This is a genomic window from Rubellimicrobium mesophilum DSM 19309, assembly GCF_000600335.2.
GTDB classification, from domain to species: Bacteria; Pseudomonadota; Alphaproteobacteria; order Rhodobacterales; family Rhodobacteraceae; genus Rubellimicrobium; species Rubellimicrobium mesophilum.
The window spans coordinates 1-25,736 of sequence record NZ_KK088521.1; the positions used below are offsets into that span (position 1 = coordinate 1).

Below are 25,736 nucleotides of genomic sequence, written 5' to 3' on the forward strand. Positions count from 1 at the left end.
AGTCCCACCAAAACAGTGAAGCTGACAAACCCCATCATCGGCCGAAGCCTAGAGGTCCCGATATGCAAAGCTCCGTTCCGTCGATCAGACCGACCAAACCAGAACCGCCCGCATATCCCTTCAATGCATCAAAATGTCAAAGAGCACCCACGCCGGACAGCAATTCCTCCAGGAGCGCCCATCTTCCTGAGCACATCCCGAAGCCCGCCGCCACCATGGTCCAGTCCGCCGCCACCCCCGCGTCGCCGCGTCGTCACCGTCGAACCGTGGAGTGGGCTTCTAGACATAGATTCGGGGAGGCGCAAGAGCTTTTTGTGCGCCCTCTCGCCTGACCTAACGGCACCCGCGAAAGGCGCCCAGAGGGTAGGCGGCCCGCGTCGAGGAGCGAGGATGGGCAACTCCGGCAGAAGGGCAAAGCCGGGACAGGCCGGGCCCGTCATCACCCCGTGAACCGGACGGTCCGCTCGCTCGTTGACGGTCCATGCTCGACGCGCGCCCGCAGGACCCCGCAGACGTGGCCCCCGCCTTCCGGGCGGCGCTGGACCGCTTCGACCCTGCGCGGTCGGCCCTCATCCTCGGCCATTTCGACGCGGACGGCCTCTCCGCGGTCGCCATCCTGAAGAGAGCGCTCGACCGCGCGGACCGGCCCACGGAGGTCCGGATCACCGGCAAGGGCGAGAACCCCTGGTCCCCTGCCCTCCGCGCCGAGATGAAGGAACGTCGGCCCGGAGGCCTCCTCGTCGCCGACCTCGGCGTGCGCGAAGGGGATGTCCTCCCCGGCACGCCCACAGTGCTGATCGACCACCACGTCCCCACCGGCGCTCCCGGCGCAGCCACCGTCATCTCCGGCCATGGCTGGACGCCCGAGCCCACCTCCGCCCTCCTCGCCTACTGGTGCGCACAAGCGCTCGGCGAGGCCGGCGACCTTCTCTGGCTCGCCGCCCTCGGCCTGATCGGCGACATGGCCGAGGGCGCCGGCTTCCCCGAGCTGTCCGAGGCGCAGGCCCGCTACGGCAAGACCGCGCTGCGGGATGCCGTGTCGCTCGTCAACGCGCCGCGCCGGACGGCCCAGGCCGATCCCACCCCGGCCCTGGCGCTCCTCCTCCGATGCGACTCCCCCAAGGACCTGCTCAAGGGCGGCCACCCCGAGACTGCCCTCCTCCACGAGGCCAAGGCCGAAGTCGCGGCGGCCCTCGACTCCGCAAAGCGGGTCGCCCCCAAGGTCCGCGGCGACATCGCCCTGATCCGCTTCGCCTCACCCTGCCAGATCCACCCGCTGATCGCCCAGCAGTGGCGCGGGCGACTCAAGGACAAGGTCGTCCTCGCCGCCAACACCGGCTACCGCGAGGGCTGGGTCCACTTCGCCGCGCGCACCGCGACCGGCACGGACCTCATCCGCTTCCTGGCCAACCACCGCCCCTCGGGCGCGGGCGCGGAATACGGCTCCGGCCACGCGCAGGCGACCGGCGGCGCGCTCCGCCCCACCGACTGGAACGCGTTCATCGCCGGCCTCGGCTTTCCCGACGAACAGGTGCCCCCATGACCCGCCCCCTCCGGCTCGGCTTTCCCGTCAAGGTCATGGGCCGCCCCGACCTCAAGAGCAACGACACCCGGGGCTGGCGCAAGGGCCCGCACCTCAGGACCTCGCTCGAGTATCTCGACGCGATCCTCGACTACCTCGTGCAGGTCGAGATTGATATGTATCGCATGTCCTCGGACATTGCGCCCTACGCGACCCATCCCGACATGCCGCAGTTCCACGCCATGGTGGCCGAGTCCGACGCCGAGCTCGCCGCCTTCGGCAGGAAGGCCCGCGACCTCGACATCCGCCTGAGCTTTCACCCGTCCCAATACGTCCTCCTCAACAGCCCCGACCCGGAGCTGACCCGGAAGAGCATCTGGGACCTCTCCTCCCAGGCCGAGATGCTGGACCGCATGGGCCTCGGCCCCGAGGCCGTCCTCGTCACGCACGTCGGCGGCGTCTACGGCGACACCAAGGCCAGCCGCGCCCGCTGGGTCGAGGGCTACGCCCAGTGCCCCGAGCACGTCCGCCGCCGCCTCGTGCTGGAGAACGACGACATCCGCTTCTCCGCTGCCGATGTCCTCTGGGTCCACGAGCAGTGCGGCGTGCGCTGCGTATTCGACTACCAGCACTTCTGGTGCCTGAACCCCGAAGGGCTGGACCTCCGCCCGATGCTGGAACGCTTCGTCCAGACCTGGCCCGACGGCGTCCGCCCCAAGATCCACTTCTCCTCTCCCCGGACGGAGATGCGCGAGCTGAAGAAGAAGGTCACCGACAAGGACCGCGAGGCGCTCGCCGCCGGGAAGGAGCTGAAGGGTCAGCTCCTTGGCGCCCCCCTCAAGCCCACCTCGCGGATCAAGACCGTCCTCGTGCCGCCGATCTGGACCGGCCACGCCGACTTCACCAACCCCTTCGAGTTCGCGACCTTCATGCGGATGGCCGAGGGGCTGGACTTCGACGTGATGCTGGAGGGCAAGACCAAGGACCTCTCGCTCCTCAAGCTCAAGACGGACCTCCTCCGCTACGCGCCCGACGTGGCTGCCCGCTTCGGGACGGGCCCCGACGACGCCGCCGAGATGGCCGAGGTCGAGCGGAGGCTCGACCAGGGCATCGAGGCCGAGGAGGAGCCGGACGTGGACGAAGGCGTCCGCGCTCAGGCCTGACTTACCAGAGCTGGTGGACGTGCGGCGCGATCCGCGTCCGGTAGATGTCGCGCACCGCCTCCATGACGCCCTCGTCGAGCGGCGCAAGCCGTCCCGCCGCCGCGTTGGACCGCGCCTGATCCGGGTTCTTCGCGCCCGGGATCACCACCGACACGGCCTCCTCCATGAGGATCCAGCGCAGCGCCACCTGCGCCATCGGCACGTCCGAGGGCAGCACCGCCCTCAGCGCCTCCACCGCATCCAGGGCCACGTCATAGGGCACGCCCGAGAAGGTCTCGCCCTTGTCGAAGGCCTGCCCCTCGCGGTTGAACGCCCGATGGTCGTCCGCCGCGAAGGTCGACTCCCGCGACATCTTCCCTGTCAGCAGCCCCGAGGCGAGCGGCACCCGCGCGATCACGCCGACGCCCTTCGCCTTGGCCTGCGGGAAGAACAACTCCTCCGGCCGCTGGCGGAACATATTGTAGATGATCTGCACCGACACGACGCCGGGATACTCCAGCGCCTTCAGCCCCTCCTCGACCTTCTCGACCGAGACGCCGTAGTGCCGGATCTTCCCCTCGGCCTTGAGGTCGTCCAGCGCCCCGAACACCTCGGGCCGGTAGAACACCTCCGTCGGCGGGCAGTGGAGCTGCACGAGGTCCAGCGCCTCGACCCCGAGGTTCCTGAGGCTCCGCTCCACGAACCCGCTCAGGTTCGCCTTGGTGTAGCCCTCGGCCACGTGCGGGTTCAGCCGCCGTCCCGCCTTGGTCGCCACCAGCTGCCGCTCGCCCCCACGCTCCTTCAGAACCTCGCGGATGATCGTCTCGGACCGGCCGTCCCCATACACGTCCGCCGTGTCGAGGAAGTTCACCCCCTCGTCCAGCGCGGCGTGGACGGCGGCGCGGGCGTCCTGCTCGCTCACCTCGCCCCAGGTGCCGCCGATGGCCCAGGCGCCGAAGCCCACCGCCGCCACGCGCCAGCCCGCGCGCCCGAACTCCCGTGTCACCATCTCCATGACGACTCTCCCTTTTCCATTGGCCGTCCCGTCATGCCCGCCCGGCCCGCGCGCCGCAATGGCGCCGGGACCCGAGCGCCCTAGCTCCGCCGGGAACGGCCGCTCCCTTGTGGTTGGCCTCGAACTGTGATGCACCCGCCTCGCCCGAGGTCGCGGAAAGGGACGCCATGGACTTCTTCACCTACGACAGCCTGGTCGCCCTGATCGAGATCGTCCTCATCAACGTGGTGCTGTCTGGCGACAACGCCATCGTCATCGGCCTCGCCGCCGCCGGCCTCCCCGCGCAGGACCGGGGCCGGGTCATCGCCGTCGGCATCATCGCCGCCACCGTCCTCCGGATCATCTTCGCCGTGCTGGCCGAGAATCTCCTGCAGGTGGCGGGCCTCCTGGTGGTCGGGGGCGTCCTCCTCCTCTGGGTCTGCTGGAAGATGTGGCGCGAGCTCCGCGCCGGCCACGAGATCGAGGAGCTCGCCGCCGAGGAGGCCCTCGCCGGCATGGACCTCGATGCGGACGGCCGCGTGGCCGGCAACATCGCGCGCAAGACCTTCGCCCAGGCGGCCTGGCAGATCGTCGTGGCGGACGTCTCCATGTCGCTCGACAACGTCCTCGCCGTGGCGGGCGCGGCGGGCGAGAACCAGGTGGTGCTCATCATCGGCCTCGCGCTCTCCATCGCGCTCATGGGCGTCGCGGCCAGCTTCATCGCTCGCCTGATCGGCCGCTTTCACTGGATCGCCTATGTCGGGCTCCTCATCATCCTCTACGTCGCCCTCAGCATGATCTGGGAAGGCTGGCACGACGTGCAGGAGCTCGCCCTGCTCTGAGGTCGGTCAGGCCCCGGGCCGATGGACGCGCAGATGGTCGAACTGGGCGGGAAATCCGCCCGGACCGCCCATGGCGACGAGCCCGATCCGCATCCCCCCGCCCAGGCGATGCGTCCATGTCGCCCCTCGCGCCCAGTCCACCCCGTCCCGGCTGGTGAGCGCCGTGACCTTCTCCCCATCCTCGCCGCGCCGCACCTCCAGCCGCAGCCAGGTCCACTCCTCCCCCGGCGGCCCCACGACCGAGCTGCCGTAGCGCGGCCACCCCTCCGGCACCGCCCCCATCTCGCGCCCGAACTCCGTCTGCCGCGTCGCCCCGGCCGACAGCACCACCAGCTTCAGGTAATCGTCATCGTCCCCGTAGAGCACGACTCCCGCCTGCACGTAATCGAAGCAGCACCCCTCCGGCACGTCCAGCGCCACCTTCGCCTCCACCACGAAGTCCCCCTCCGGCGCCCCCTCCAGCAGCACCGGCGCGTCGTGGCTGTCCTCGTAGAGGTCCGTGTCCGTCGTCCCGAGCCGGAGGACGCCCTCGGAGACCCCGGCCTCCGGCGCTTCTCGCACCCAGCTGCCACCGGGGGCTCATCGTCCCGTCGAACTCGTCCGAGAACTCGGGCAGCGGCGCCCCGACCTCCGCCGCCGCGACTGCCGGCACGTCGGCCGCTTCCCTTGCCCGCCTCGAGCGCCGGCGCTGCCCTCTCCCCCTCCGAAGGCCCACCGACCACCACCGGCCACCCGTCCACCCAGTCCAGCCGGTCGAGAAGCGCCGGCCGCCGCGTGAACCCCACCTCCTCTCCGAACCAGGGCCGCGCCTCTTCGACCGCGTGGTAGATCGTCCACCACTGCCCCGCCCGGTCCTGCAGCACCGTGTCGTGCCCCGGCCCCACCCAGCCGTTCCCGTTCTGCACGATCACCGGCGTCCCACCCGCCCGCGCATCGAGGAACGACGCTTCGTCCCTGTCCCGGAACGGCCCGAGCGGCCCATCCGCCCGCCCCGCGAAGACCGCGTATCCCGTCTGCGGCCCGTTGCAGCAGTTGGACGACGAGACGAACAGCCACCACGCCCCGTCCCTCTCGACCACCTCGGCCCCTTCGTAGCGCCCCGCCACCGCGACAGGCACTGCCGTGCCCGGGTCGGCCCAGAGCGACCCATCCGGCAAGACCGTCAGCTCCCGCGCCTCGATCCCGCCGTAGTAGCTCCCGTAGTAGATGAACCGCCGCCCCTCCGGCGTCGCGACCACCTCCGGGTCGTAGGTCCAAAGGAAGTCGCAGCCCGGCCCGGCCCGCCTCGGCGCGATCAGCGGAGCCTCCGCCACCACCCAGGGCCCGACCGAGGTCTCCCCCACCGCATAGCCGATGGCCCCGTCCGAATCGCAGGCCGGCTCCCCGCCGGTCCTCACATCCGTCACCCCGAAGAACAGGTAGAACCGCCCTCCGATCTCCTCGATCTCCGGCGCCCAGAGCATCGCCCGCCGCGAGGCCCAGCCCGGCGGCTCCCCCACCGCCGTCCCCTCGTCCCGGTCGAAGGCGTCGCCGGCATGGCTCCAATGCACGAGGTCCTCCGACCGGAACATCGGCAGCAGCCGATACCGGTCCCCCGCCCAGAGCGGGTCCGAGGTGCAGAGCATCGTCCACCCGCCCTCCGCCTCGATCGCCGTCGGGTCGGCGCAGCTCTCGACCGCCCGTCCCTCCGCCACCATCGGAAGCGGGCTGGAAGTGGTCCGTCCCGGCCCCTCCTGCGCCGCGACCGCCCAGCCCAGCAGCGCCAGGGCCGCGATCAGGGACGCCCCCATCCGAGTCATCTCCGGACCTCTCCTGCCCGCCCCACGCCACGACCGCCCCCCGAGGCTAGCACCGGGGCCCTCGCCGGCAAACGTCGCCGGGAACCTTCCCCCGCCACCGCGCTTGCCCTTCCCATGACGCTGTCCCTCAACGCCCGCGCCGCCGTCCTCGCCGACGCACTGATCGCCGAGGCGCCCGCCCTCCGCATCGGCGTGAGCCACGGCCCCGGCGGCGAGACCCTGATCGACTGCGGCCACCGCCACCCCGGCAGCACCGAGGCCGGCCTCCACCTCGCCCGCATCAGCATGGCGGGCCTCGCCTCGGTCTCGCTCGTCCCTTCCGGCCTCGCGCCCCTGCCCTGGAGCGTCCTCGTCCGCACCTCGCAGCCCTGGCTCGCCTGCCTCGGCAGCCAATACGCCGGCTGGCACCTCCCCGGCGCGGGCGACGCTCCCCTCATGGTCTCCGGCCCCGCCCGCGCCCTCGCCCGCAAGGAGCCGCTCTTCGACGACCTCCCCCACGACGAGCACGCCACCCGCGCCGTCCTCGTCCTCGAAGGCGACGCCCCGCCCACTGACGGGACGGCCCGGGCCGCCGCCGAGGCCTGCCGCCTCCCGCGCTCCGCCCTGACCCTCCTCCACGCCCCCACCGGCTGCCCCGCCGGCATGGTCCAGATCGCCGCCCGCGTGGTGGAATGCGCCGTCCAGAAGGCGCGCCTCCTCGACTTCCCCCTCGCCGACCTGACCGAGGCCATCGCCACCGCCCCCGTGTGCCCGCCCCACCCCGACACCCGAGCCGCGATGGGCCGCGCGAACGACGCCATCATCTACGCCGGCCGCGCCCATCTCTTCGTGACCGGCGCTCCGAGCCGCGCCCGCGCCCTCGCCCGCCGCCTCCCCAGCCGCACCGCCCCCGACTGGGGCCGGAGCTTCGCCGAAGTCTGGGAGGCCGCTTATGGCGACTTCGCCCGAATCGACAGCCGCTTCTTCAGCCCTGCCGAGGTCCACGTCACCGCCCTAGACACCGGCGAGACCTTCACTTCCGGCCCGCCCGACCTCGCGCGCCTCATCGCCTTCTCGGACGCGAGCCCGCCCGAGCCCCCGAAGCCCTGATTCGCAACCCCGTCCTGACGATCCGTTAGGATCGGGTTAAGGCACCGAACGCAGCGGTTACGATTGCTTAACCGAATCCGTTCGATAACGTCCGCACCAACCGCTCGAACCTCCAAGGACCCGCCATGGACGCCTCGCCCAATCTCGCCACCGCCGAACGCCAGACCCAGTCCCTCGACGGCACCTGGGACTTCCGGCACGAGAGCGACTCCGCCTGGCGCGAGACGCAGGTCCCCTCCCCCTGGCAGAGCTTCCCCGACCTCGCCTGGAGCTTCGGCCGCGCGACCTATCGCCGTCACTTCAGCATCCCCGCCGACTGGCGCGACCGCGAGCTTGCCCTCCACTTCGGCGCCGTCAGCGACACCGCCACCGTCCGCGTCAACGGCCAGGAGGTTGCGCGCCACGAAGGCGGCTATCTCCCCTTCGAGGTCGTCCTCCCCGCCGACCTCCTCGAAGAGGACAACCTCCTCGAAGTCGAGGCCTACCTCCCCGACGCCCACCACGCTGAATCTGACTTCGCCGAGATCCCCCATGGCAAGCAGAGCTGGTATGGCCCCCAAGGCGGCATCTGGCAGTCCGTCCACCTGAAGGCCCGGAGCCCCCCGACCACGTCGCCTCGATCCGCCTCGACCCGCACTGGCCCGAGGGCCGCCTCGAACTCCGCCTGACCCTCGCCCGACCCTGCACCGGCATGATCGCCCTGGAGATCGCCGCCCCCGACGGCCACCTCGTCCACACCGAGACGCTCCACGTCTCCGACGCCACCCTCGCTCATGCGGTCACGCTACCCGAGTTCCAGCCCTGGTCGCCCGAGACCCCCGCCCTCTACACCCTCCGCGCCACCCTGCGCGGCGACGGCGGCGACCTCGACACACGCTCCGAGACCTTCGGCTTCCGCCGCATCGAGGCCAAGGATGGCGTCCTGCACCTCAACGGCCAGCCCCTCTACCTGCGTGGTGCGCTCGACCAGGACTACTACCCCGACGGCTTCGGCACGCCCCCCTCGCTGGAGCTGCTGGAGGACCAGGCCCGCAAGGCCAAGGCCATGGGCCTCAACTGCCTGCGCTGCCACATCAAGGTCCCCGACCCGCGCTACTACGAGGTCGCGGACCGCCTCGGCCTCCTGATCTGGACCGAGATCCCCAACATCGAGACCTTCACGCCCGAAAGCGCCCAGCGCCTGAGGACGACGATGGAAGGCATCCTCGCCCGCGACCGCAACCATCCCTCCATCGTGATCTGGACCCTCGTCAACGAGGACTGGGGCACCCGCCTGCGCGAGGTCGCGGACCAGCGCGCCTGGATCGTGGAGCTCTTCGACTGGCTCAAGGCCGAGGACCCCCTGCGCCTCGTCGTGGACAACTCGGCCTGCTTCCCGAACTACCACGTCAAGACCGACATCAACGACTTCCACTACTACCGCACCGCCCTCGACCGCCGCGAGGAGTGGGAGGCCCTCTCCCGCGAGTTCGCCGGCGCCGCGAGCTGGACCTTCTCCCCCCAACCCGAGGCCCAGTGGCGCGGCGACGAGCCCCTGATCCTCTCCGAGTTCGGCGTCTGGGGCCTCCCCGACCCGGCGAACCTCCGGACGGACGGCAAGGACCCCTGGTGGATGCCCTACGGCGCTACCTGGGCCGTCGGCGTGGCCCTCCCCATGGGAATCGAGCAGCGCTTCCACGAGCTCGGCCTCGAGCAGGTCTTCGGCACCTTCACGCAGTTCATCGAGAAGGTGCAGTGGCACCAGTTCATGAACCTCAAGTTCGAGATCGAGGACATCCGCTCCCATTCCCCCATCGCCGGCTACGTCATCACCGAGTTCACCGACGTCCACTGGGAGGGGAACGGCCTCATGGACATGGCGCGGAACCCCCGCGTCTTCGCCCAGGCCCTCGCCCATGTGAACACGGACGTGGTGGTCGCCCCCAACCTCCGCCACCACGCCGCCCGCGCCGGCCAGGACATCGCCCTCGACCTCAAGGTCGCGACCGGCGGCGAGACCCTCCCCGAAGGCGCCCGCCTCGAATGGACGCTGGGCGAGGACGGTGGCACCGTCGCCCTCCCCGAGGCCGGTCCCATGGCCGTCGTCGGCGCCAACCTCACCCTCCGCGCGCCCAAGCTCCCGCAATCCGAGCTGGCGAGCATCGAGTTCGCCGTCCTCGCCCCCGACGGCCGACGCATCGCCCAGAACGGCGAAGCCGTCGCCCTCTATCCCGAGCGCCCCACCCCGGAGCGCCGCATCCGCTTCCGCACCGACCGTCCCCTCGTCGGCGAGCGACTCCTCGTCCTCGGCCACGAGGAGACCGAGGCCGAGGACGCCGAGCTCTTCATCACCGACGTCCTCGACGGTCCCCGGATCGAGGCCATCCACGCCGGCGCCCGCTACCTCCAGATCGTCGAGCAGGGCCAGCGCCGCCTCCGCGACGACACCTCCCCCCGCGACGGGCCCATGACGCTCCAGATCGAGGACGCCCCCGGCGGAACGCGGTCCGAATCCTACTTCAGCTTCCCCGGCTACTCGCTCCAGAACCGGCACAACTCCATCTGGCGCGGCGACTGGGTGGGCAACTTCCCCTGGCTCCGGCGCGACGGCGCCTTCCGCCACATCCCCGGCGGCCCCCTCCTCGACCTGAGCTTCGCCCGGGTGATCCCCCATCAGGTCCTCACGCACCAGCGGTCGTGGGAATTCCGGGGCCGCGTCCAGGCCGGCACCGTCGTGGGCTGGGTCCACCGCCCCGCCGCCTTCGTGATCGAGAAGCGCCTGGGCAAGGGCAAGCTCGTCATCTCGACCTTCCGACTGATGCGCGACCCATTCGACGCCGACCCCGTGGCGACCGCCCTCTGGGACGGCCTCCTCGACCTCGCGCTGGCCCCCTGAGCCTTACCCCACGGCCCGCTTGAACTCCGGACCGATCCAGCCAAGTAGCTGGATCGGTCGAGCCCCTGCCCGGAGAACCACGCCCATGGCGAACGACCTGACGGCCCTGGCCGCGTCCTTCGGCACGCCCACGGCCTCCTCCCTCCCCTGGGTCCAGGTCGCCTCCGGCGCGCCCTACTTCGTCACCGAGGACGGCGCCCCCTGGACCCCCATCGGCCAGAACGACGCCATCACCTGGCCCGAGCTCGAAGGACTCTTCCGCCGCAAGGACCTTCTGTCCGTGGACGCGCACCTCGCCTGGCTCGCCTCGCACGGCGTCACCTGCCTGCGCGTCATGATCGAGTATTCCCAGGTTCGCCACCGCTACCTCGAACGCCCCGCCGGCCGCTTCGTCCCTGCCATGGTGCAGCTCTGGGACGACCTCTTCGCCCTCTGCGAGCGGCACGGCCTGCGCCTGCTCCTCACTCCCTTCGACACCTTCTGGATGTTCCTCCACTGGCGCCACCACCCCTACAACAAGGCCAACGGCGGCCCCTGCGCCAAGCCCTCCCAGTGGCTCACCGACCGCGCCATGATCGAGGCCGCCAAGGCCCGCCTCACCTTCATGGCCACCCGCTGGGGGGGCAGCGGCGCCCTCTTCGCCTGGGACCTCTGGAACGAGATGCACCCCGCCCACATGGGCAACGACGTGTCGCGCTTCGCCCCGGTCGCCACGGAACTGAGCGAGCACGTCCGCGCCCTGGAGCTCCGCCTCCACGGCCGCGCCCACCCGCAGACGATCTCGCTCTTCGGTCCGATCCTCGACACGCACCCGCAGGTCGCGGACACCATCTTCCGCCACCCCCTCCTCGACTTCGCGAGCACCCACCTCTACGCCGAGGGCACCATCGACCATCCTCGCAACACGGTGGACCCGGCCATCACCGTGGGCCGCCTCGTCCGCGAGGCCCTGGGCCACGCTCCGCCCGACCGGCCCTACCTCGACAGCGAGCACGGGCCCATCCACACCTTCAAGGACTTCAAGAAGACCCTGCCCGAGCCTTTCGACGACGAATACTTCCGCCACATCCAATGGGCGCACCTCGCCTCGGGCGCGGCCGGCGGCGGGATGCGCTGGCCCAACCGCAAGCCGCACACCCTGACTCCCGGGATGCGCCGCGCCCAGTCGGCGCTGGCGGGCTTCCTGCCGCTCATCGACTGGCCCCGGTTCCGCCGCCGCAACCTCAACGAGGAGGTCCGCACCTCCACCCCCGCAGTCCGCGCCTTCTCCTGCGCCGACGGACGGCAGGCCGTCGTCTGGCTCCTCCGCACCGACTCCGTCGCGAGGCCCTCCGGTCAGCTCAGCCCCGACGCCCAGGCCCTCCCTGTCACCGTCGATCTGCCGGCGATGCGGGACGGCCGCTACCGCGTCGTCGCCTGGAACACCCGCGAGGGCCGCCGGCAGGCCACGTCCGAGGCCCAGGCTCAAGGCGGCGCCCTCCGGATCGAGGCCTCGGTCGCCACCGACCTCGCCCTTGCGATCCAGCCCGCCTGAGCGCCCTCAGGCCGCGTCCTTGGACCGATCCCCCTCGGGCTCGGCCTCGCCGGCCGGTCGGTCGCGGCGCCAGTCCTCACCGTGCAGCGGCCAGTAGCGCTCCATGGCGAGGTAGGTGAAGGACGCCGACCAGCCGATCAGCAGCAGCCCGTTCAGCGCCTCCACCCCCGCGATGAGCCGCGCCGGCCCCAGCGGCACCTGGTCGCCGAAGCCCAGCGACGTGTAGGACACGACCGAGAAGTAGAGACAGTCGGGGAAGCCCTCCACGGGCACGCCCGCGAAGCTCGGGACCTGACCCCAGATCGCCAGGAGCCAGTAGGCCCCTGCGTAGATCCAGACCGCCGCCGTGTGCCCGCCGAAGGCGGCAAGCACCACGACGATGATCCGCGCTCGAGGCGGGATCGGCAGGTCCGACAGGTGGTTCGAGGTGAGGCGGAGGGCCTCGTAGAACATCATGACCGTTATCACGACCATCACGGCCGAAACGATCATCGCCAGGATCATGGCGTGCCCCCTCCATGCCGACCGCGCCCGGCCTGACGGAAGCACCAAGCGGCGCCCGCGCCAAGGGTCCTCCGCCTGCGGCCCCGGGTCACGGGGTCAGCCGAGCACCTCGTAATGCACCTCGGTCGGCGTGCAGTTCGCGCCGTTGATCGGGATCATGTCCTGCGGGCAGGTGGACATCGCCACGATGCAGTCCATCGCGGCCCGCAGCACCACATGGTCGCCCGGCTTGCTCAGCGGCTCGCCCCATTCGATCCGTCCTTCCGCGCCGATCGGGATGTTCATCCACAGGTTCAGCGGCGCCGGCGTCTCCCCCGACCTGAGCCCCAGCATCCCGAGCGCGGCGTGGAGGTTGTCCGTGCAGTTGTCGTGATACCCCTGGCAGCCGAGCAGCGCGTAGCGGTGCACGTCGCAGGCCGCGATCACCGTGTCGTGGCGCCCGGGCGAGCTGTCCTCCTCCAGCACCAGGATCGGCCGCCGCCGGTTCGTCACCAGCGCCCCGCCCGTCACCGGGAACACCGAGCCCAGCGTCGCGTGCAGGTGCTCCATCGACATGAACTCGCCCATGTCGTCGGCGTTGAAGGCCCAGGTGTCCACCACCTGGCTCCCATGCGTGTTGACGATGCGGATCGCCTGACCCGCCTTCAGCCGCACGGCCCGCCCGCGCCGCGCCGGCACGACCTGCATCTCCGAACCCATCCCCGGTCTCCTCTCCCGCGTCGGCCGGCACTCTTCAGAGGTGCGCCGCCGGGGTCAAGTCGCGCCCCTGCGCCGAATCGGCTGGCCTGTGTCCGCCAGGGCGTTGCGCGACAAAATTCGCGCCGTTCGTTACTGCCACGGATCGTTAATCCATTCCTGCGAATCTGCTCCCCCAGCCGCCACGCCAGCCAAAGGGAGACGACGCATGGACCTCGGCCCGACGACCCGCCTCGCCGCCCGCCCGGCAGGCCTCCACCGCACGAACATCGCTACTGGAATGGACCCGCAAGCTCCGTTCGCCGTTAGTCCCGCACGAGCGGACCGGAGGAAGGGGAGCCATCATGCTGTCGCGTCGTCACCTGCTGGCCACGGGCCTCGCCGCCCTCGGCGCCGCCTCCACCCGTGCCTCCGCGCAGCAGACCGTCTCGGCCCTCCCGCCCGGCTGGGCGCCGCAGATCGTGCCCATCCAGCCGGGACTCGCGCCCTACCAGATCCACGTCGTCCCCTACGAGTTCGCGCTCTACTGGACGCTGCCGGACCAGACCGCCATCCGCTACCCGGTCGGCATCGCCGCCGCCGGCCTCTACGAGCCCGGGACCTATTACATCGGCGCCAAGAAGGAATGGCCCGCCTGGACGCCCACCCCCGGCATGGTCGAGCGCCAGCCGGACCTCTACGGCCCCTATGCCGAGGACGGGATGCCGGGCGGTCCGGACAACCCGCTGGGCGCCCGCGCGCTCTACCTCTTCACGCCCGAGAGGGGCGACACCTTCATGCGCATCCACGGCACCAACAAGCCCGAGACGATCGGCGCCGCGGTGTCGAACGGCTGCGTCCGCCTCATCAACGACCAGATCGTGGATCTCTATGCCCGCGTGCCGATGGACTCGACCGTCCTCTTCTATCCCTGAGACCGCGCCTTCCGCGCCCCCGTCCCGATCCGCTCGCCGGCCTGCTCCGACCGGAGTTCCCCGACCCGCGCCGCCAGGCGTTCGAGGAAGTCGGTCAGCGCGCCCTCCGGGTCGGCGATCCGCGAGGTCAGGACCGTGATGCCCCAGCGGTTGAGGACGGCCTCCTGCGCCGGCCCTGCCCGCGGCAGGAAGACGTAGCTCGGCGGCCGGCTCCGCTCATAGGCGGAGCGCGTCCAGGTCTCCCAGATCCGGTGGAGCAGCAGCCGGATGTTCAGGTCCTGCATCGAGTAGCCGATGAAGAGCAGCGTCCGGCTCATCGCGTCGGCGCGGAACTTCACGTCCAGCGGGCTGTCGAAGCTGAGGCGCGAGAAGTAGTCGGACTCGGTCAGCACCAGGCTGTCGTCGTCGTCGAAATCCCCGTGGAACTTGACGATCTGCGTGTCGTCGAGCTTCACGAAGGTCAGGTCGCGGGCGTTCGCGATCTTGGCGAAGGGCCGCTGGGCGAGCTCGTAGGCGACCTCGAGGTTGCGGTCGTAGTTGGTCGTGTAGATCATCGGGAAGTCCAGCTCCACGATGAGCTGATGGATGCGGGAATCCCGCACCCGCTCCTCCGACACCTTCCACTCCCGGTCCATCCAGCTCCGAAGCGGGCCGATGCTGCCGTGCCGGAGGCGGTAATACTCGGCCAGGATCGGATGCCCGAGCGCCCGCCCCTGCTCGCCCTCGATCTCGAGGCCGAGCTCGTCCATCATATGGTCGATCAGCTCCTGCCAGGACGGCAGGCCGACGACCATGGAAACGCCCGCTCCGACGAACAGAATGGCCCGTCGCTCCAGGACCGAACGGGCGAGATCCTCGATATCGTCACGCATGATGCGTGCGAAACCGGCCGCTTGGGCAAATGTTCCGGCGCGCCGGGCGGGGTCGGCGCGGCAGCGTCAGGCGGCCAGGGGGAGGGCCTCCCCCTCACGGTCGAAGACATGGACTCGGCTCGGGTCGAAGCGGACGCCGACGTTCATGCCGGGATCGACCCGCACCGCCGGATCGCCCTCCACGACCAGAGTGCCGGCCGCGGTCTCGAGGTAGACATAAGCCGTGTTGCCCAGGTTCTCGACCACGGAGACGGTGCCCGACAGGTCCGCCTCGCCGGGGTCGGACAAGCGCAGATGCTCCGGCCGGATGCCGAGCTCGGCCTCCCCGCCGCCCCCGCGCAGCGCCCGGGCCGGCAAGGCGACCTGCCCCCCGCTGGAAAGCCGGGCCACCTGCCCCGCTCCCTCTCGCGCCACCGTCACCGGCAGGAAGTTCATGGCCGGGCTGCCGATGAAACCCGCGACGAAGCGGTTGGCCGGCGCGTTGTAGAGCTCCAGCGGCGATCCGACTTGCGCGATCCGCCCCCGGTCCAGCACCACGATCCGGTCGGCCAGGGTCATCGCCTCCACCTGATCGTGGGTGACGTAGATCATCGTCGTCCGCAGATCCTGGTGGAGCTTGGCGAGCTCCAGCCGCATCTGCACCCGCAGGAGCGCGTCGAGGTTGGACAGCGGCTCGTCGAAGAGGAACACCTCCGGGTCGCGCACCAGCGCCCGACCGATGGCCACCCGCTGCCGCTGCCCACCCGAGAGCTGCGCGGGCCGCCGGTCCAGCAGGTGCTCGAGCTGCAGCATCTTCGCGACCCGCTGGGCCTGGCTCTTCTGCACCGCCTTGGGCGCGTGGGCGAGCGAGAGGCTGAAGGTGATGTTCTGCTCCACCGTCAGGTGCGGATAGAGCGCGTAGCTCTGGAACACCATCGCCACCCGCCGCTCGGCCGGGGGGCGCCAGCGTCACGTCGCGCCCGCCGATCAGGACCTGCCCCTCGCTGACCTGCTCCAGCCCCGCGATCATGCGCAGCAGCGTGGACTTGCCGCAGCCCGACGGCCCGAGGAGCGCCGTGAAGGACCCATCCCCGATGCTCAGGTCGAGGTTCTTGATGACCTCCAGGTTGCCGAAGCGCTTGGTGATGCCGTGGAGCTCGACGGAGGACATGGACGCTTATCCCTTGATGCCGGCGGTGAGCATGATCGCCTGCGTCACGCGCCGCTGGAAGAGGAGGTAGACGATGGTGACGGGCAGCGCCGCGAGGATCGCCGGCGACAGCAGCCGCGCGTAGCGGACCCCGAAAGCGTCGTTCACCTGCGTGATGCCCACCGTGATGTTCATCTTGTCCTGCGAGGTGATCGCGAGGAACGGCCAGAGGAAGTAGTTCCACGCCCCGATGAAGGTGATGATCGCCAGCGCCGTGGTGATCCCCCAGTTCATCGGCAGGTAGAGCCGCCAGAGAAGCTGGAACTCGGTCGCCCCATCCATCACGGCCGCCTCGCGGAAGTCGCGGGGGACGCTGTCGAAGAACTGCTTGTAGATGATGACCGTCACCGGCGCGATGAGCTGCGGCAGCACCACCCCGGTCAGGCTGTTGAGAAGCCCGAACTGCGACATCAGCACGAAGTGGTTCACGACCAGCGCCGGGATCGGCACCATGAACGAGGCCAGGATGATCCACCACATCAGCCGCCGGCCGGGGAAGTTGAGCTGCGAGATCGCGTAGCCCGCCCCGCGCTCATCATCACCACGATGATCGTCACAGCCGCCGAGGTCATGAGCGAGTTGAGGTACCAGCGCCCGATCTGCGTGTTGAGCAGGACGAAGGTATAGGCGTCGAGCGTCCAGCGCTCCGGCACCAGATGCACCCCGGGGCGCACCACGTCCTGCTCGAACTTCAGCGAGGTCACGATGCTCCAGTAGAGCGGGAAGGCCCAGAAGATCGCGCCGAGCACCGTCAGCACCGTGAGGATGCCGCCGGCGAGGTTCAGCCGCCGCATTCGCGTCGCGCGCGCCGCCGTCATCGGAATGGTGGCCGTCATCGCTGCCCCCTCGCCCGGAGAAGCTGGAATTGAAGGACCGAGATCACGACGATGAGCATGAAGAGCACCAGCGCCACCGTCGCCCCGTAGCCACCCTGGTTCTTCTGGAAGGCGGAGCGGTAGATCAGCCCGACCAGCGACAGCGTCGCGTCCACCCGCCCGCCCTGCGCGAAGAGGTAGATCTGGTCGAAGATCTTGAGCTGCAGGATGAGCTGGATCGTCGCCACGAGCACCGTGATGGGCCAGATCAGCGGCCAGGTGATCCGCCGGAAGGTTTGCCACCGCGTCGCGCCATCGAGCTCGGCCGCCTCGTAGATCTCGGAGGAGATGTTGCGAAGTCCCGCGATGAACAGGAGGATGTTGAAGCCGATGAGCCACCAGACGGTGATGAAGGCCACGGCCGGGATGAACAGCGGGATCGTGCGGAAGATCGGGACGTTCTCGCCCCACACGGCGGCGATCGGATGCTGGAGGATGCCGAACTCGCTGTCGAGCATCCAGCCCCACATCCGGTACACGACCGAGACGGGCAGGATGTAAGGGATGAAGAAGGCCGCGAGGACGAGGCTCTGCGCCCAGCCCTTGAGCCGGTTCACGCCCAGCGCGATCAGCAGGCCCAGGAGCGTCGAGGGGATCACCGTCAGGAGCACGAAGTAGAGCGTGTTCCAGGTCGCCGTCCAGAACAGCCGGTCGCCCCACAGCCTCTCGTAGTTCTTGAGGCCCACCCAGTCACCCGCGCCGATCAGCGGCGCCTTGGTGAAGGTGAGCATCACCATCTGGATCGTCGGCCAGACGAACAGCAGGCCGTAGATCACGATGAATGGGGCAAGGAGGACGAACGCCGTGAGGATTTCGGAGCGTCGGGTGCGCAGCATCGGTCGATCCTCGGGAGTGCCGGGGCTGGGACCGGCCAGACCGGCCGGTCCCTGGTGGTCAGGATCTCAGTACGCCTGGCCCTGAAGGTCGTCGCGCATCTGCTCCATGGCGTCCTGCGGCTCCAGCTCGCCGTTGACGGCGGGCATCAGGTAGTTCCCGGCCGCATCATAGACCGGCGAGGCCACCCCGGCGAGCGGCGAGCGCGGGTCGAAGGCCGCCGTCTCGGCCAGCGAGGCGTAGGTCGCATTGGGCTGCATCGCCTGGAACTCCGGGTCCTCGCGGGCCGGGTTGTAGGCGGGCAGGTGCCCGGCGGAACCCCAGAACGTGGAGTTCTTGGCCATCCAGCCGATCACTTCCATGACGGCCTTGCGATGCTCGGGCGTCATCTCGTTGCCCTGGTTGTTCGGGATCGCGAAGGCGTGGGAGTCGGCCCAGGTGGCCGGGTGGTCGAAGAAGGTCGGGAGCTGGATCGCGCCCCAGTCGAAGAGCTCGCCCTTGGTGGCAAGGTCGGTCATCGTGGGCACTTCCCAGACGCCGTTGATGTGCAGCGCGGCCTCACCGCCGGTGAAGCGGGCGATCGACGCGGCGTATTCGGTGTTCGGCGGCGCGTAGCCGTCCGCGACCCAGGAGGCCATCAGGCTCGTGGCCGCGACGGCCTTGTCGAGGTTGTCGCCCGACAGGAACTCGCCATTGTCGTCGAGGAACTTGCCATCCTGCTGGTTCAGCAGCGAATAGAAGATCCGCCACATCGAGTCGCCGGCGGCGTCGTGGATCGACAGCGGCTGCTGGTAGCCCGCCTCCTGCAGCTTCTTGAGAGCGGCGGCGAAGTTGTCGGCCCCGTCAAGCCCGGTGGGCAGCCCGTCCTCGCCCAGGAGGCCCGCCTTCTGCAGCGCGTCCTTGTTGTAGTAGAGGACGATGGAGTGGATGTCGAAGGGCACCGCATAGAGCTGCCCGTCCACCGAGGCCGCGTCGATGTTGGCCGGCTGGTAGTCCGAGGTCGCGAGCCCGGCGTTGGCGAGGTCCTCCTCGGTGATGGGCGACAGCGTCCCGGTCTCGACGCCCAGAGGCAGGCGCGAGAGGTGATAGGTCATCACGTCCGGCCCCTCGCCCACGGCGGCCGAGGTCTGGACCTTGGTGTAGAAGGGCGTGCCCCATTCGAGGGTGGTGGCCTCGATCTGGATCTGGCCCTGATGCTCCTCGTTGAAGCGGTTGATGAGCTCCTTCATGCGGACGCCGTCGCCGCCGCCCAGGAAGTCCCACCACTCGATGACCTCCTGCGCCTGCGCCGCGCTCACCATGAACGCGGACGACATCAGCGCCGCGAAAAAGGCCCTTGCGAACATCGAATCCTCCCACGGGCTCTCACGGCCCTCGCGCCTTCCATGCGATCCGCATCCGCTGGCGCCTGCGGACCGGACATCATCCCGGCTGGGCCGTTCCGCGCGGGGAACCATGCCGTTCCACGCCCCGGACCGCTCCGCCTCGGATGGAGCCTAAGAAGCGCGAGCCGCGCCTGTCAACATGCTCGTGGATACGTATCCGAAATCGGGATAGCCAGCCCATCCAATCGAACCATCCGGCAGGGTGGCCAAGAAATCGTAATCGGATCAGATGCTCTCCCTGTGGTCCGGGCTGTGCGCAGGGAGATCAGCCGATCGCTTTCGCCAGGCTTGAAGGGGCAGGAGTTCATCGGAAAGCCGCTCCGAGGCCCGATTTGCGGTTCTTTGCTTGTGCGTATCAGCAGTTCTGATACACATCGGGCGAGCATCGAGGTGGCCAGGCGAGCCGATGGATCGCAACTTCCTGATCGTGGACCCGGAGGATGGGATCGACGTCCTCCGTGCCCTGGCCTCACCGGCTCGGGTCAGGGCCCTGCGGCTCCTGCGGCGGAAGGGTCCGCTCAACGTCAACGAGATCGCGGCGGCGCTCGGTCTGCCGCAGTCCAGCGTCTCGGCGAACGTGCAAGTGCTGGAGGACGCAGGCCTGATCCGGACCGAGACCCAGCGCGCCCGGAAGGGAAACCAGAAGGTCTGCCACAGCCTATTCGACGAGGTCCTCGTGACCTTCAAGGACGAGCCCCATGCGACCGATTCGGGCACCATCGAGACCTCCATGCCGCTCGGCCTCTACACGAGCTGCCAAGTCACGGCGCCATGCGGGCTCTGCTCCCCGCAGGGGATCATCGGGCTCCTCGACGTGCCCGACACCTTCCTCGACCCGGGGCGCATGGGCGCGGCGCTGATATGGTTCACGCGCGGCTACGTGGAATACCAGTTCCCCAACAACGCCAGGCTCCTCGGAGGCGACGTGGCGGCGCTGGAGGTCTCGATGGAGCTGTCCTCGGAGGTGCCGGGCACCTCGGCCGACTGGCCGTCGGACATCACCGTCTCGATCAACCACGTCGAGGTCGGAACCTGGACCTCGCCCGGCGACTTCGGGGACAAGCGCGGCGTCTACACGCCCGACTGGTGGAAGCTGAAGGGCAGCCAATACGGCAAGCTCAAGGGGTTCCGGGTCACGACCGAAGGGTCCTTCGTGGACGGGGTCAAGATCTCGTCCGTGACGATAAAGGACCTCAACCTCTCCGAGCATCGCTCGATCCGGCTGACCGTGGCGGTGCGCGAGGACGCGCGGCATCCGGGGGGCCTGAACATCTTCGGACGCGGCTTCGGCAATTACGACCAGGATATCGTGCTGAGGCTCACCGCCCAGCGCTAGACTGGATTTCGCCTTGACGGGGCTATCCACGTTCCTGATAGGTATCCAGGATCGTGATATTGACGCGCCCCATAAGCGCGCCGCCGAGGGAGGATCGTCATGGACGTCAGGGCCATGGGCACCAGCACGCAGCACGGCAACGAACGGCAGGGCCTGGAGGCCCGGGTCACCGCGCATCGGGATTACACGATCGCCAGGATCGACGACCGGCTCTACTCGGCGTTCCTCGAGCATCTGGGCCGCGCGATCTACACTGGAATCTACGAGCCCGGGCACCCGACGGCCGACAAGGACGGCTTCCGCCAGGACGTGATCGACCTCGTCCGTCCGCTCATGGTCCCTCATGTCCGCTACCCGGGGGGCAACTTCGTCTCCGCCTACAACTGGGAGGACGGGATCGGCCCGCGCGACAAGCGCCCCACCCGCCTCGACCTCGCCTGGCACACCTCCGAGTCAAATCAGGTCGGCATCCACGAGTTCATGGACTGGTGCGAGCGCGTGGGGACCGAGCCCATGCTGGCCGTCAACCTCGGCTCGCGCGGGCTGGAGGAGGCGCGCAACTTCGTCGAATACGTGAACGGCCCGCTCGGCTCCTACTGGGGCGACCTGCGCAAGTCGAACGGCCGCGCGGACCCCTGGAACTGCCGCCTCTGGTGTCTCGGCAACGAGATGGACGGCCCCTGGCAGATCGGTCAGAAGACCGCCCACGAATACGGCCGCCTCGCCCACGAGACCGCCAAGGCGCTGCGGGCCTTCGACAAGAAGCTGGAGCTCGTGGTCTGCGGCTCCTCCAACGCCGACATGCCGACCTATCCGGAATGGGAGCGCATCGTCCTCGAGCACACCTACGAGGCCGTGGACCACGTCTCGCTCCACATGTACTCGCACAACAAGGCGAACAACACGGCCAACTACCTGGCCCTGAGCGAGAAGCTCGACCGGTACATCGAGACGATCCATTCCGTCATCCGGCTCGTGAAGGCCAACAAGCGCTCGAAGCGCGACGTGACCATCAGCTTCGACGAGTGGAACGTGTGGTATCATAGCCACGAGCAGGACAAGGCGATCCTCCAGGGGATGCAGGGCTGGCCGCACGAGCCGCGCCTCCTCGAGGACATCTACAACTTCGAGGACGCGCTGCAGGTCGGCCTGACGCTCAACACCTTCATCCGCCGGTCGGACGTGGTGCGGATCGCCTGCATCGCCCAGCTCGTGAACGTCATCGCGCCGATCATGACCGAGCCGGGCGGCCCGGCGTGGCGGCAATCGACCTACTGGCCATTCTACCTGACCTCGGTCCACGGCCGGGGAACGGCGCTGCAGCTCGCGGTCGACTCGCCGCTCTACGATGCGGGCGAGATCGCGGACGACGTGCCCTATCTCGACATCGCCGGGGTGCGCGACGAGGAGGCGGGCACCGTCACCTTCTTCGCGGTCAACCGGCACCCGGCCGAGTCGATGACGACGCGGATCGCGCTTCAGGGCTTCGGCCCGGCTCCCCGGATCCTAGAACACCAGGTGATGACCAACTCGGACCTGCGCGCGACCAACACGATGGAGCAGCCGGATCGGGTGAAGCCCCGCGCGGGCGAAGGCGCCGGGATCGAGGATGGGACGGTCGTCGTGACCCTGCCACCCCACTCCTGGCAGATGATCCTCGTGGCGGCCTGACGACGCGAGCTCGCCAGGGGGCGGCAGGCGCGGCCCCCTTCGACGTCGGCAACGGCATGGCCCCACCACGTCCGGCAACCTGTCCCGACCTCAAGTGCTGGCGGGACGGCTCAGCGTGCGACGCACGGCGTCGTCCCACAGCCCCAGTCGGCGACGCCGCTCTCCCGCGTCCATCTCCGGCGTGAAGCGCCGCTCCAGGGCCCAGGTTTCGGCAAAGCCGGCAGGCCCCGGCGCCACGCCGGAAGCGACCCCGGCAAGCCACGCCGCCCCGAGGGCCGTCGTCTCCCGCACCCGGGGTCGGTCCACGGGCGCCGCCAGGAGGTCCGCGATGCGCTGCATCGTCCAGTCCGAGGCCGTCATGCCGCCGTCCACCCGCAGCACGGCCTCCTGCGCGCCCGGCCAGTCGCGACGCATCGCCTCGTAAAGGTCGCGGGTCTGGAAGGCGACAGATTCCAGCGCGGCGCGGGCCATCTCGGCGGGGCCGGTCGCGCGGGTCAGGCCGAACATGGCTCCCCGGGCCTCCGCATCCCAATAGGGGGCCCCCAGCCCAGTGAAGGCGGGCACGAGGACGACGTCCTGAGCGGCGTCGGCAGCCTCGGCAAGGCCCTGCGTCTCGGCCGCCTTGCCGATCAGGTGGAGACCGTCGCGCAGCCACTGGACCACGGCGCCCGCGACGAAGATCGACCCCTCGAGCGCATAGGTCACCTCGCCGTCGAGCCGGTAGGCGATGGTGGTCAGAAGCCGGTTCCGCGACCGCACGAAGTCCGTCCCGGTGTTCAGGAGCGCGAAGCAGCCCGTTCCGTAGGTGCTCTTCATCATGCCGGGCTGGAAGCAGGCTTGCCCCAGGGTGGCCGCTTGCTGGTCGCCTGCCACGCCTCGGACCGCGAGGCGGCCGCCGAGGAGCGCCGTCGTCCCGAAGTCCCCCGCGCAGTCGCGCACCTCGGGGAGCATCGACATCGGAACGCAGAGCCGGGCGCAGATCTCCTCATCCCAGACCCCCCGGCGGATGTCGTATAGCATCGTCCGCGCCGCGTTGGTCGCGTCGGTGGCATGGACCCGCCCCTCGGTGAGACGCCAGATCAGGAACGAATCCACCGTCCCGAAGAGGAGCTGCCCCGCCTCGGCCGCCTCGCGCGCGCCCTCCATGTTGTCGAGGAGCCAGGCGAGCTTCGTCCCCGAGAAGTAGGGGTCGAGCAATAGACCCGTTCGATCCGCGACCGCTTCTCCCCAACCCTCATGGGCCAGCGTCTCGCAGAACGATGCCGTGCGACGGTCCTGCCAGACGATGGCGTTATGGATAGGCCGACCGGTGTCGCGGTCCCAGACCAGCGTCGTCTCGCGCTGGTTGGTGATGCCGAGCGCCGCGATCTCGCCCGGCGCCAGTCCGTCGAGCGCCTTCTTCGCGGTGGCGAGGGTCGTGGCCCAGATCGCCTCCGGGTCGTGCTCCACCCAGCCGGAGGCGGGGAAGAGCTGCGGGAATTCCTCCTGCGCGATTCGGACGGGACGCAGGTCCCGGTCGAAGAGGAGCGCGCGCGAGGAGGTCGTGCCTTGGTCGATGGCGAGGATGTGGGTCATGGCCAGCGGACTGTCGCCATGACCCTGGATTCGCGCAAGGGGTCACGCCTCTGCAGGACGTCCCCGGAAGCCGGTCGCGACCACGAACTTCTCGGAGGAATCGGACCGGCTCGCTGGGGGCTTCACGTTCTCGACCTTGGCGAAGGCCAGCTTCAGGCGCTTCTGCAGCTCCCCTCGGCGCCCCGGCCAGGACCTTGGCCACGAAGGTGCCGCCCGGGGCGAGGACGTCGAATGCGAGCTCGGCAGCGGCTTCGCAGAGGGCGATGATGCGGAGGTGATCGGTCTGCTTGTGGCCCGACGCAGCGGCGGCCATGTCGGACATCACCACGTCGGCCTGTCCGCCAAGCCACTCTTTCACCTTGTCGTCCGCACCGTCGCTCAGGAAGTCGAGCTGGTGGATCTCTGCGCCCGGCACCGGATCGACCTCCTGCAGGTCGAGTCCGAGCACCCTGCCCTGCGCCTTGCCGGCCTTCTCGCCCAGGGCGTTCACGCGCGGCACGGCCACCTGCGCCCAACCCCCGGGCGCGCTCCCAAGGTCCACGACGCGGACGCCAGGCTTCAGGAAATGGAACTTGTCGTCGAGCTCCAGGAGCTTGTAGGCCGCGCGGCCGCGATAGCCCTCGGCCTTGGCGCGCTTCACATAGGGATCGTTGAGCTGTCGCTCGAGCCAGAGCTTCGAGGAGAGCTTCCGCCCCTTGGCCGTCTTGACCTTGACCGTGAGGTCGCGCTGGCCGCGTCCCGATGTGCCCTTGGCGGGTGTCTTGCCCATGCTGCGCCCCATGCCTCCAGGCTGGCTATATGGGTCACGCTCAGGCGGAAGGGAACCCGAATCACTCGGCGACGCGGCCCATAGCACAGTCGGTGGGGGTGTTGCGTCGCCCCTCCCCACCGTTCGCATAGGTAACCGATCGTTAACTGGCAGACCCTAGGCTGATTCCAACAGCCCAGGATCCATCATGCCCTTTCACGAATCGAAGCTCATCGTCCGCCGGAACGACGCCCCTGCTTGGCAAGGACGCCCGATGCCGGCCCCAGCCTCAGGCGCGCCGCCGTCCACCCACGCGGCGCTGGCGTCCTTCGCCTTCGGCCTGCGGAGGCCGGTTGAACCGGATCCATTCGCCGCCCGAAGGGTCGTTGTTGGTCAGGAAGTTGGCGGCGCGGATCGCCTCCATCTCCTTGCCCGGACGCGACTTGGTGGAGCCAAGGCCGAAGAGGGTCACGAAGGTCTCGTCGTCCATGCCCTCGGGCAGCACGATCCCGGCGGCGGCGACCTCGGCCTTCTTCTCGGCGATGGCCTTCTGCGTGATGGGCAGCGCGACCGGGTTCATGATCGCGCTGGTCATCCCGGCACCGATGGCCATGGGCAGGAAGGCGTTGTTGATCCCGTGCCGGTTCGGCAGCCCGAAGGAGATGTTGGACGCCCCGCAGGTCGTGTTGACGCCCAGCTCCTCGCGCAGCTTGCGGACGAGCGCGAAGACCTGAAGACCGGCCGTCGCCATGGCGCCCACCGGCATCACCAGCGGGTCCACCACGATGTCATGCGCCGGGATGCCATGGTCGGCCGCGCGCTGCACGATCTTGCGGGCGACCTCGAAGCGGACCTCCGGGTCCTCGCTGATGCCGGTGTCGTCGTTCGAGATCGCCACCACCGGCACGTTGTACTTCTTGACGAGCGGCAGCACGAACTCGAGCCGCTCCTCCTCGCCGGTCACGGAGTTCAGGAGCGGACGCCCCTTGCAGACCTTGAGCCCGGCCTCGAGCGCCGCCGGGACCGAGGAGTCGATGCAGAGCGGCACGTCCACGAGGGCCTGCACCAGCTCGATCATCCTGGTCATGAGCGGCGGCTCGGTCTCGTTCGGGTTGGGGTTGGAATTGTAGACCACCCCCGCGTTCACATCGAGCATGGTCGCCCCGGCCGCGACCTGGGCGAGAGCATCCGACTCGACGGTCGAGAAGTCGCCAGCCTCGAGCTCGGCGGCAAGCTTCTTGCGCCCCGTGGGGTTGATCCGCTCGCCGATCACGCAGAAGGGCTGGTCGAAGCCGATGATCGCGGTTTTCGTCTGCGATTCGACGATGGTGCGGGTCATG

General features: G+C 69.5%; 22 protein-coding genes and 2 pseudogenes. 10 read left to right on the forward strand and 14 right to left on the reverse strand.

Annotated elements, in window-relative coordinates:
- The first annotated feature begins 481 nt into the window (after positions 1-481).
- Together RUMESO_RS00005 and uvsE are read left to right on the forward strand one after the other, a co-directional pair.
- Positions 482-1,543 (forward strand): DHH family phosphoesterase, encoded by a 1,062-nt coding sequence (locus tag RUMESO_RS00005; protein ID WP_051520865.1) that lies wholly within the window; start codon positions 482-484, stop codon positions 1,541-1,543.
- Positions 1,540-2,685, forward strand: a complete 1,146-nt coding sequence (gene uvsE / locus RUMESO_RS00010) for a UV DNA damage repair endonuclease UvsE (RefSeq protein WP_037277044.1) — start codon at positions 1,540-1,542, stop codon at positions 2,683-2,685. Before RUMESO_RS00005 ends, uvsE begins: the two co-directional genes overlap by 4 nt.
- A 1-nt stretch (position 2,686) precedes the next feature.
- On the opposite strand, the gene RUMESO_RS00015 is transcribed toward uvsE, so the two are convergent.
- The gene (locus tag RUMESO_RS00015) at positions 2,687-3,679 is read right to left on the reverse strand and encodes an aldo/keto reductase (protein WP_211262733.1); all 993 of its coding nucleotides are present in this window, start codon (positions 3,677-3,679) and stop codon (positions 2,687-2,689) included.
- Between the two features lie 167 nt (positions 3,680-3,846).
- Between RUMESO_RS00015 and RUMESO_RS00020 the strand changes: the two genes are divergently transcribed.
- Entirely contained in the window at positions 3,847-4,500 is a 654-nt protein-coding gene (locus RUMESO_RS00020; protein WP_037277046.1) for a YjbE family putative metal transport protein, read from the forward strand.
- 6 nt (positions 4,501-4,506) lie between these two features.
- On the opposite strand, the gene RUMESO_RS25550 is transcribed toward RUMESO_RS00020, so the two are convergent.
- Both RUMESO_RS25550 and RUMESO_RS00030 read right to left on the reverse strand, forming a co-directional pair.
- Positions 4,507-4,866, reverse strand: coding sequence for a DUF1349 domain-containing protein (locus RUMESO_RS25550; RefSeq protein ID WP_037277048.1), 360 nt, complete (start codon positions 4,864-4,866; stop codon positions 4,507-4,509).
- Positions 4,836-6,299 carry a family 43 glycosylhydrolase gene (locus tag RUMESO_RS00030; protein ID WP_051520866.1) on the reverse strand — a complete coding sequence of 488 codons (1,464 nt, stop codon included), beginning with the start codon at positions 6,297-6,299 and terminating at the stop codon, positions 4,836-4,838. The genes RUMESO_RS25550 and RUMESO_RS00030 overlap by 31 nt, the downstream gene beginning before the upstream one ends.
- 114 nt (positions 6,300-6,413) lie before the next feature.
- Here RUMESO_RS00030 and mch point away from each other — a divergent pair, with 114 nt between their 5' ends.
- The 4 genes from mch to RUMESO_RS00045 all read left to right on the forward strand — a co-directional run bounded on the left by mch (position 6,414) and on the right by RUMESO_RS00045 (position 11,797).
- Positions 6,414-7,388 carry a methenyltetrahydromethanopterin cyclohydrolase gene (gene mch / locus RUMESO_RS00035; protein ID WP_037277054.1) on the forward strand — a complete coding sequence of 325 codons (975 nt, stop codon included), beginning with the start codon at positions 6,414-6,416 and terminating at the stop codon, positions 7,386-7,388.
- Positions 7,389-7,513: 125 nt separating this feature from the next.
- On the forward strand, positions 7,514-8,056 hold the full coding sequence (locus RUMESO_RS25985; RefSeq protein WP_211262734.1) for a sugar-binding domain-containing protein: 543 nt from the start codon (positions 7,514-7,516) through the stop codon (positions 8,054-8,056).
- The gene (locus RUMESO_RS00040; protein ID WP_342670711.1) at positions 8,053-10,263 is read left to right on the forward strand and encodes a glycoside hydrolase family 2 TIM barrel-domain containing protein; all 2,211 of its coding nucleotides are present in this window, start codon (positions 8,053-8,055) and stop codon (positions 10,261-10,263) included. The genes RUMESO_RS25985 and RUMESO_RS00040 overlap by 4 nt, the downstream gene beginning before the upstream one ends.
- An 85-nt stretch (positions 10,264-10,348) precedes the next feature.
- On the forward strand, positions 10,349-11,797 hold the full coding sequence (locus RUMESO_RS00045) for a glycoside hydrolase 5 family protein (RefSeq protein WP_211262736.1): 1,449 nt from the start codon (positions 10,349-10,351) through the stop codon (positions 11,795-11,797).
- Between the two features lie 6 nt (positions 11,798-11,803).
- Here the strand turns inward: RUMESO_RS00045 and RUMESO_RS00050 are convergent, their stop codons facing one another.
- Positions 11,804-12,301, reverse strand: coding sequence for a potassium channel family protein (locus tag RUMESO_RS00050; RefSeq protein ID WP_037277056.1), 498 nt, complete (start codon positions 12,299-12,301; stop codon positions 11,804-11,806).
- A 96-nt stretch (positions 12,302-12,397) separates the two neighbouring features.
- On the reverse strand, positions 12,398-13,000 hold the full coding sequence (locus tag RUMESO_RS00055; RefSeq protein ID WP_037277059.1) for a DUF1989 domain-containing protein: 603 nt from the start codon (positions 12,998-13,000) through the stop codon (positions 12,398-12,400).
- 341 nt (positions 13,001-13,341) lie between these two features.
- Between RUMESO_RS00055 and RUMESO_RS00060 the strand changes: the two genes are divergently transcribed.
- A complete protein-coding gene (locus RUMESO_RS00060; RefSeq protein ID WP_037277062.1) occupies positions 13,342-13,911 on the forward strand; it encodes a L,D-transpeptidase in 570 nt (189 codons plus the stop codon).
- Here the strand turns inward: RUMESO_RS00060 and RUMESO_RS00065 are convergent.
- The 6 genes and pseudogenes from RUMESO_RS00065 to RUMESO_RS00085 form a co-directional block, all read right to left on the reverse strand.
- Entirely contained in the window at positions 13,902-14,783 is an 882-nt protein-coding gene (locus tag RUMESO_RS00065; RefSeq protein WP_051520867.1) for an SIR2 family NAD-dependent protein deacylase, read from the reverse strand. The two genes, RUMESO_RS00060 and RUMESO_RS00065, sit on opposite strands and share 10 nt — an antisense overlap.
- A gap of 66 nt (positions 14,784-14,849) precedes the next feature.
- Positions 14,850-15,933: pseudogene (locus RUMESO_RS00070) on the reverse strand (ABC transporter ATP-binding protein).
- A 6-nt stretch (positions 15,934-15,939) separates the two neighbouring features.
- Positions 15,940-16,452, reverse strand: coding sequence for a carbohydrate ABC transporter permease (locus RUMESO_RS26685; RefSeq protein WP_245639091.1), 513 nt, complete (start codon positions 16,450-16,452; stop codon positions 15,940-15,942).
- Positions 16,452-16,808: an ABC transporter permease family protein gene (locus RUMESO_RS26690; RefSeq protein ID WP_245639092.1), complete on the reverse strand. Its 357-nt coding sequence runs from the start codon at positions 16,806-16,808 to the stop codon at positions 16,452-16,454. Before RUMESO_RS26690 ends, RUMESO_RS26685 begins: the two co-directional genes overlap by 1 nt.
- Complete coding sequence (locus RUMESO_RS00080) at positions 16,805-17,683, reverse strand: carbohydrate ABC transporter permease (protein WP_037277064.1); 879 nt, start codon at positions 17,681-17,683, stop codon at positions 16,805-16,807. The genes RUMESO_RS26690 and RUMESO_RS00080 overlap by 4 nt, the downstream gene beginning before the upstream one ends.
- A gap of 66 nt (positions 17,684-17,749) precedes the next feature.
- Complete coding sequence (locus tag RUMESO_RS00085) at positions 17,750-19,027, reverse strand: extracellular solute-binding protein (RefSeq protein ID WP_037277067.1); 1,278 nt, start codon at positions 19,025-19,027, stop codon at positions 17,750-17,752.
- Between the two features lie 445 nt (positions 19,028-19,472).
- On the opposite strand from RUMESO_RS00085, the gene RUMESO_RS00090 reads away from it, so the two are divergent.
- Complete coding sequence (locus RUMESO_RS00090) at positions 19,473-20,402, forward strand: ArsR/SmtB family transcription factor (protein WP_037277069.1); 930 nt, start codon at positions 19,473-19,475, stop codon at positions 20,400-20,402.
- Positions 20,403-20,501: 99 nt separating this feature from the next.
- Positions 20,502-22,073, forward strand: a complete 1,572-nt coding sequence (arfA, locus tag RUMESO_RS00095; protein WP_245639093.1) for an arabinosylfuranosidase ArfA — start codon at positions 20,502-20,504, stop codon at positions 22,071-22,073.
- 90 nt (positions 22,074-22,163) lie between these two features.
- Here the strand turns inward: arfA and glpK are convergent, their stop codons facing one another.
- The 3 genes and pseudogenes from glpK to RUMESO_RS00110 form a co-directional block, all read right to left on the reverse strand.
- Positions 22,164-23,648 (reverse strand): glycerol kinase GlpK, encoded by a 1,485-nt coding sequence (gene glpK / locus RUMESO_RS00100; protein ID WP_037277072.1) that lies wholly within the window; start codon positions 23,646-23,648, stop codon positions 22,164-22,166.
- Between the two features lie 42 nt (positions 23,649-23,690).
- Positions 23,691-24,417, reverse strand: a pseudogene (locus RUMESO_RS23685) (RlmE family RNA methyltransferase).
- 268 nt (positions 24,418-24,685) lie between these two features.
- Positions 24,686-25,735 carry a methyltetrahydrofolate cobalamin methyltransferase gene (locus RUMESO_RS00110; protein ID WP_037277077.1) on the reverse strand — a complete coding sequence of 350 codons (1,050 nt, stop codon included), beginning with the start codon at positions 25,733-25,735 and terminating at the stop codon, positions 24,686-24,688.
- Between the last annotated feature and the right edge of the window lies 1 nt (position 25,736).

Coding starts and splice junctions, on each gene's coding strand:
- RUMESO_RS00005 (WP_051520865.1), top strand. CDS start 482: ATGCTCGACGCGCGCCCGCAGGACCCCGCAGACGTGGCCCCCGCCTTC.
- uvsE (WP_037277044.1), top strand. CDS start 1,540: ATGACCCGCCCCCTCCGGCTCGGCTTTCCCGTCAAGGTCATGGGCCGC.
- RUMESO_RS00015 (WP_211262733.1), bottom strand. CDS start 3,679: ATGGAGATGGTGACACGGGAGTTCGGGCGCGCGGGCTGGCGCGTGGCG.
- RUMESO_RS00020 (WP_037277046.1), top strand. CDS start 3,847: ATGGACTTCTTCACCTACGACAGCCTGGTCGCCCTGATCGAGATCGTC.
- RUMESO_RS00030 (WP_051520866.1), bottom strand. CDS start 6,299: ATGACTCGGATGGGGGCGTCCCTGATCGCGGCCCTGGCGCTGCTGGGC.
- mch (WP_037277054.1), top strand. CDS start 6,414: ATGACGCTGTCCCTCAACGCCCGCGCCGCCGTCCTCGCCGACGCACTG.
- RUMESO_RS25985 (WP_211262734.1), top strand. CDS start 7,514: ATGGACGCCTCGCCCAATCTCGCCACCGCCGAACGCCAGACCCAGTCC.
- RUMESO_RS00045 (WP_211262736.1), top strand. CDS start 10,349: ATGGCGAACGACCTGACGGCCCTGGCCGCGTCCTTCGGCACGCCCACG.
- RUMESO_RS00050 (WP_037277056.1), bottom strand. CDS start 12,301: ATGATCCTGGCGATGATCGTTTCGGCCGTGATGGTCGTGATAACGGTC.
- RUMESO_RS00055 (WP_037277059.1), bottom strand. CDS start 13,000: ATGGGTTCGGAGATGCAGGTCGTGCCGGCGCGGCGCGGGCGGGCCGTG.
- RUMESO_RS00060 (WP_037277062.1), top strand. CDS start 13,342: ATGCTGTCGCGTCGTCACCTGCTGGCCACGGGCCTCGCCGCCCTCGGC.
- RUMESO_RS00065 (WP_051520867.1), bottom strand. CDS start 14,783: ATGCGTGACGATATCGAGGATCTCGCCCGTTCGGTCCTGGAGCGACGG.
- RUMESO_RS26685 (WP_245639091.1), bottom strand. CDS start 16,452: ATGTGGTGGATCATCCTGGCCTCGTTCATGGTGCCGATCCCGGCGCTG.
- RUMESO_RS26690 (WP_245639092.1), bottom strand. CDS start 16,808: ATGACGGCCACCATTCCGATGACGGCGGCGCGCGCGACGCGAATGCGG.
- RUMESO_RS00080 (WP_037277064.1), bottom strand. CDS start 17,683: ATGCTGCGCACCCGACGCTCCGAAATCCTCACGGCGTTCGTCCTCCTT.
- RUMESO_RS00085 (WP_037277067.1), bottom strand. CDS start 19,027: ATGTTCGCAAGGGCCTTTTTCGCGGCGCTGATGTCGTCCGCGTTCATG.
- RUMESO_RS00090 (WP_037277069.1), top strand. CDS start 19,473: ATGGATCGCAACTTCCTGATCGTGGACCCGGAGGATGGGATCGACGTC.
- arfA (WP_245639093.1), top strand. CDS start 20,502: ATGGACGTCAGGGCCATGGGCACCAGCACGCAGCACGGCAACGAACGG.
- glpK (WP_037277072.1), bottom strand. CDS start 23,648: ATGACCCACATCCTCGCCATCGACCAAGGCACGACCTCCTCGCGCGCG.
- RUMESO_RS00110 (WP_037277077.1), bottom strand. CDS start 25,735: ATGACCCGCACCATCGTCGAATCGCAGACGAAAACCGCGATCATCGGC.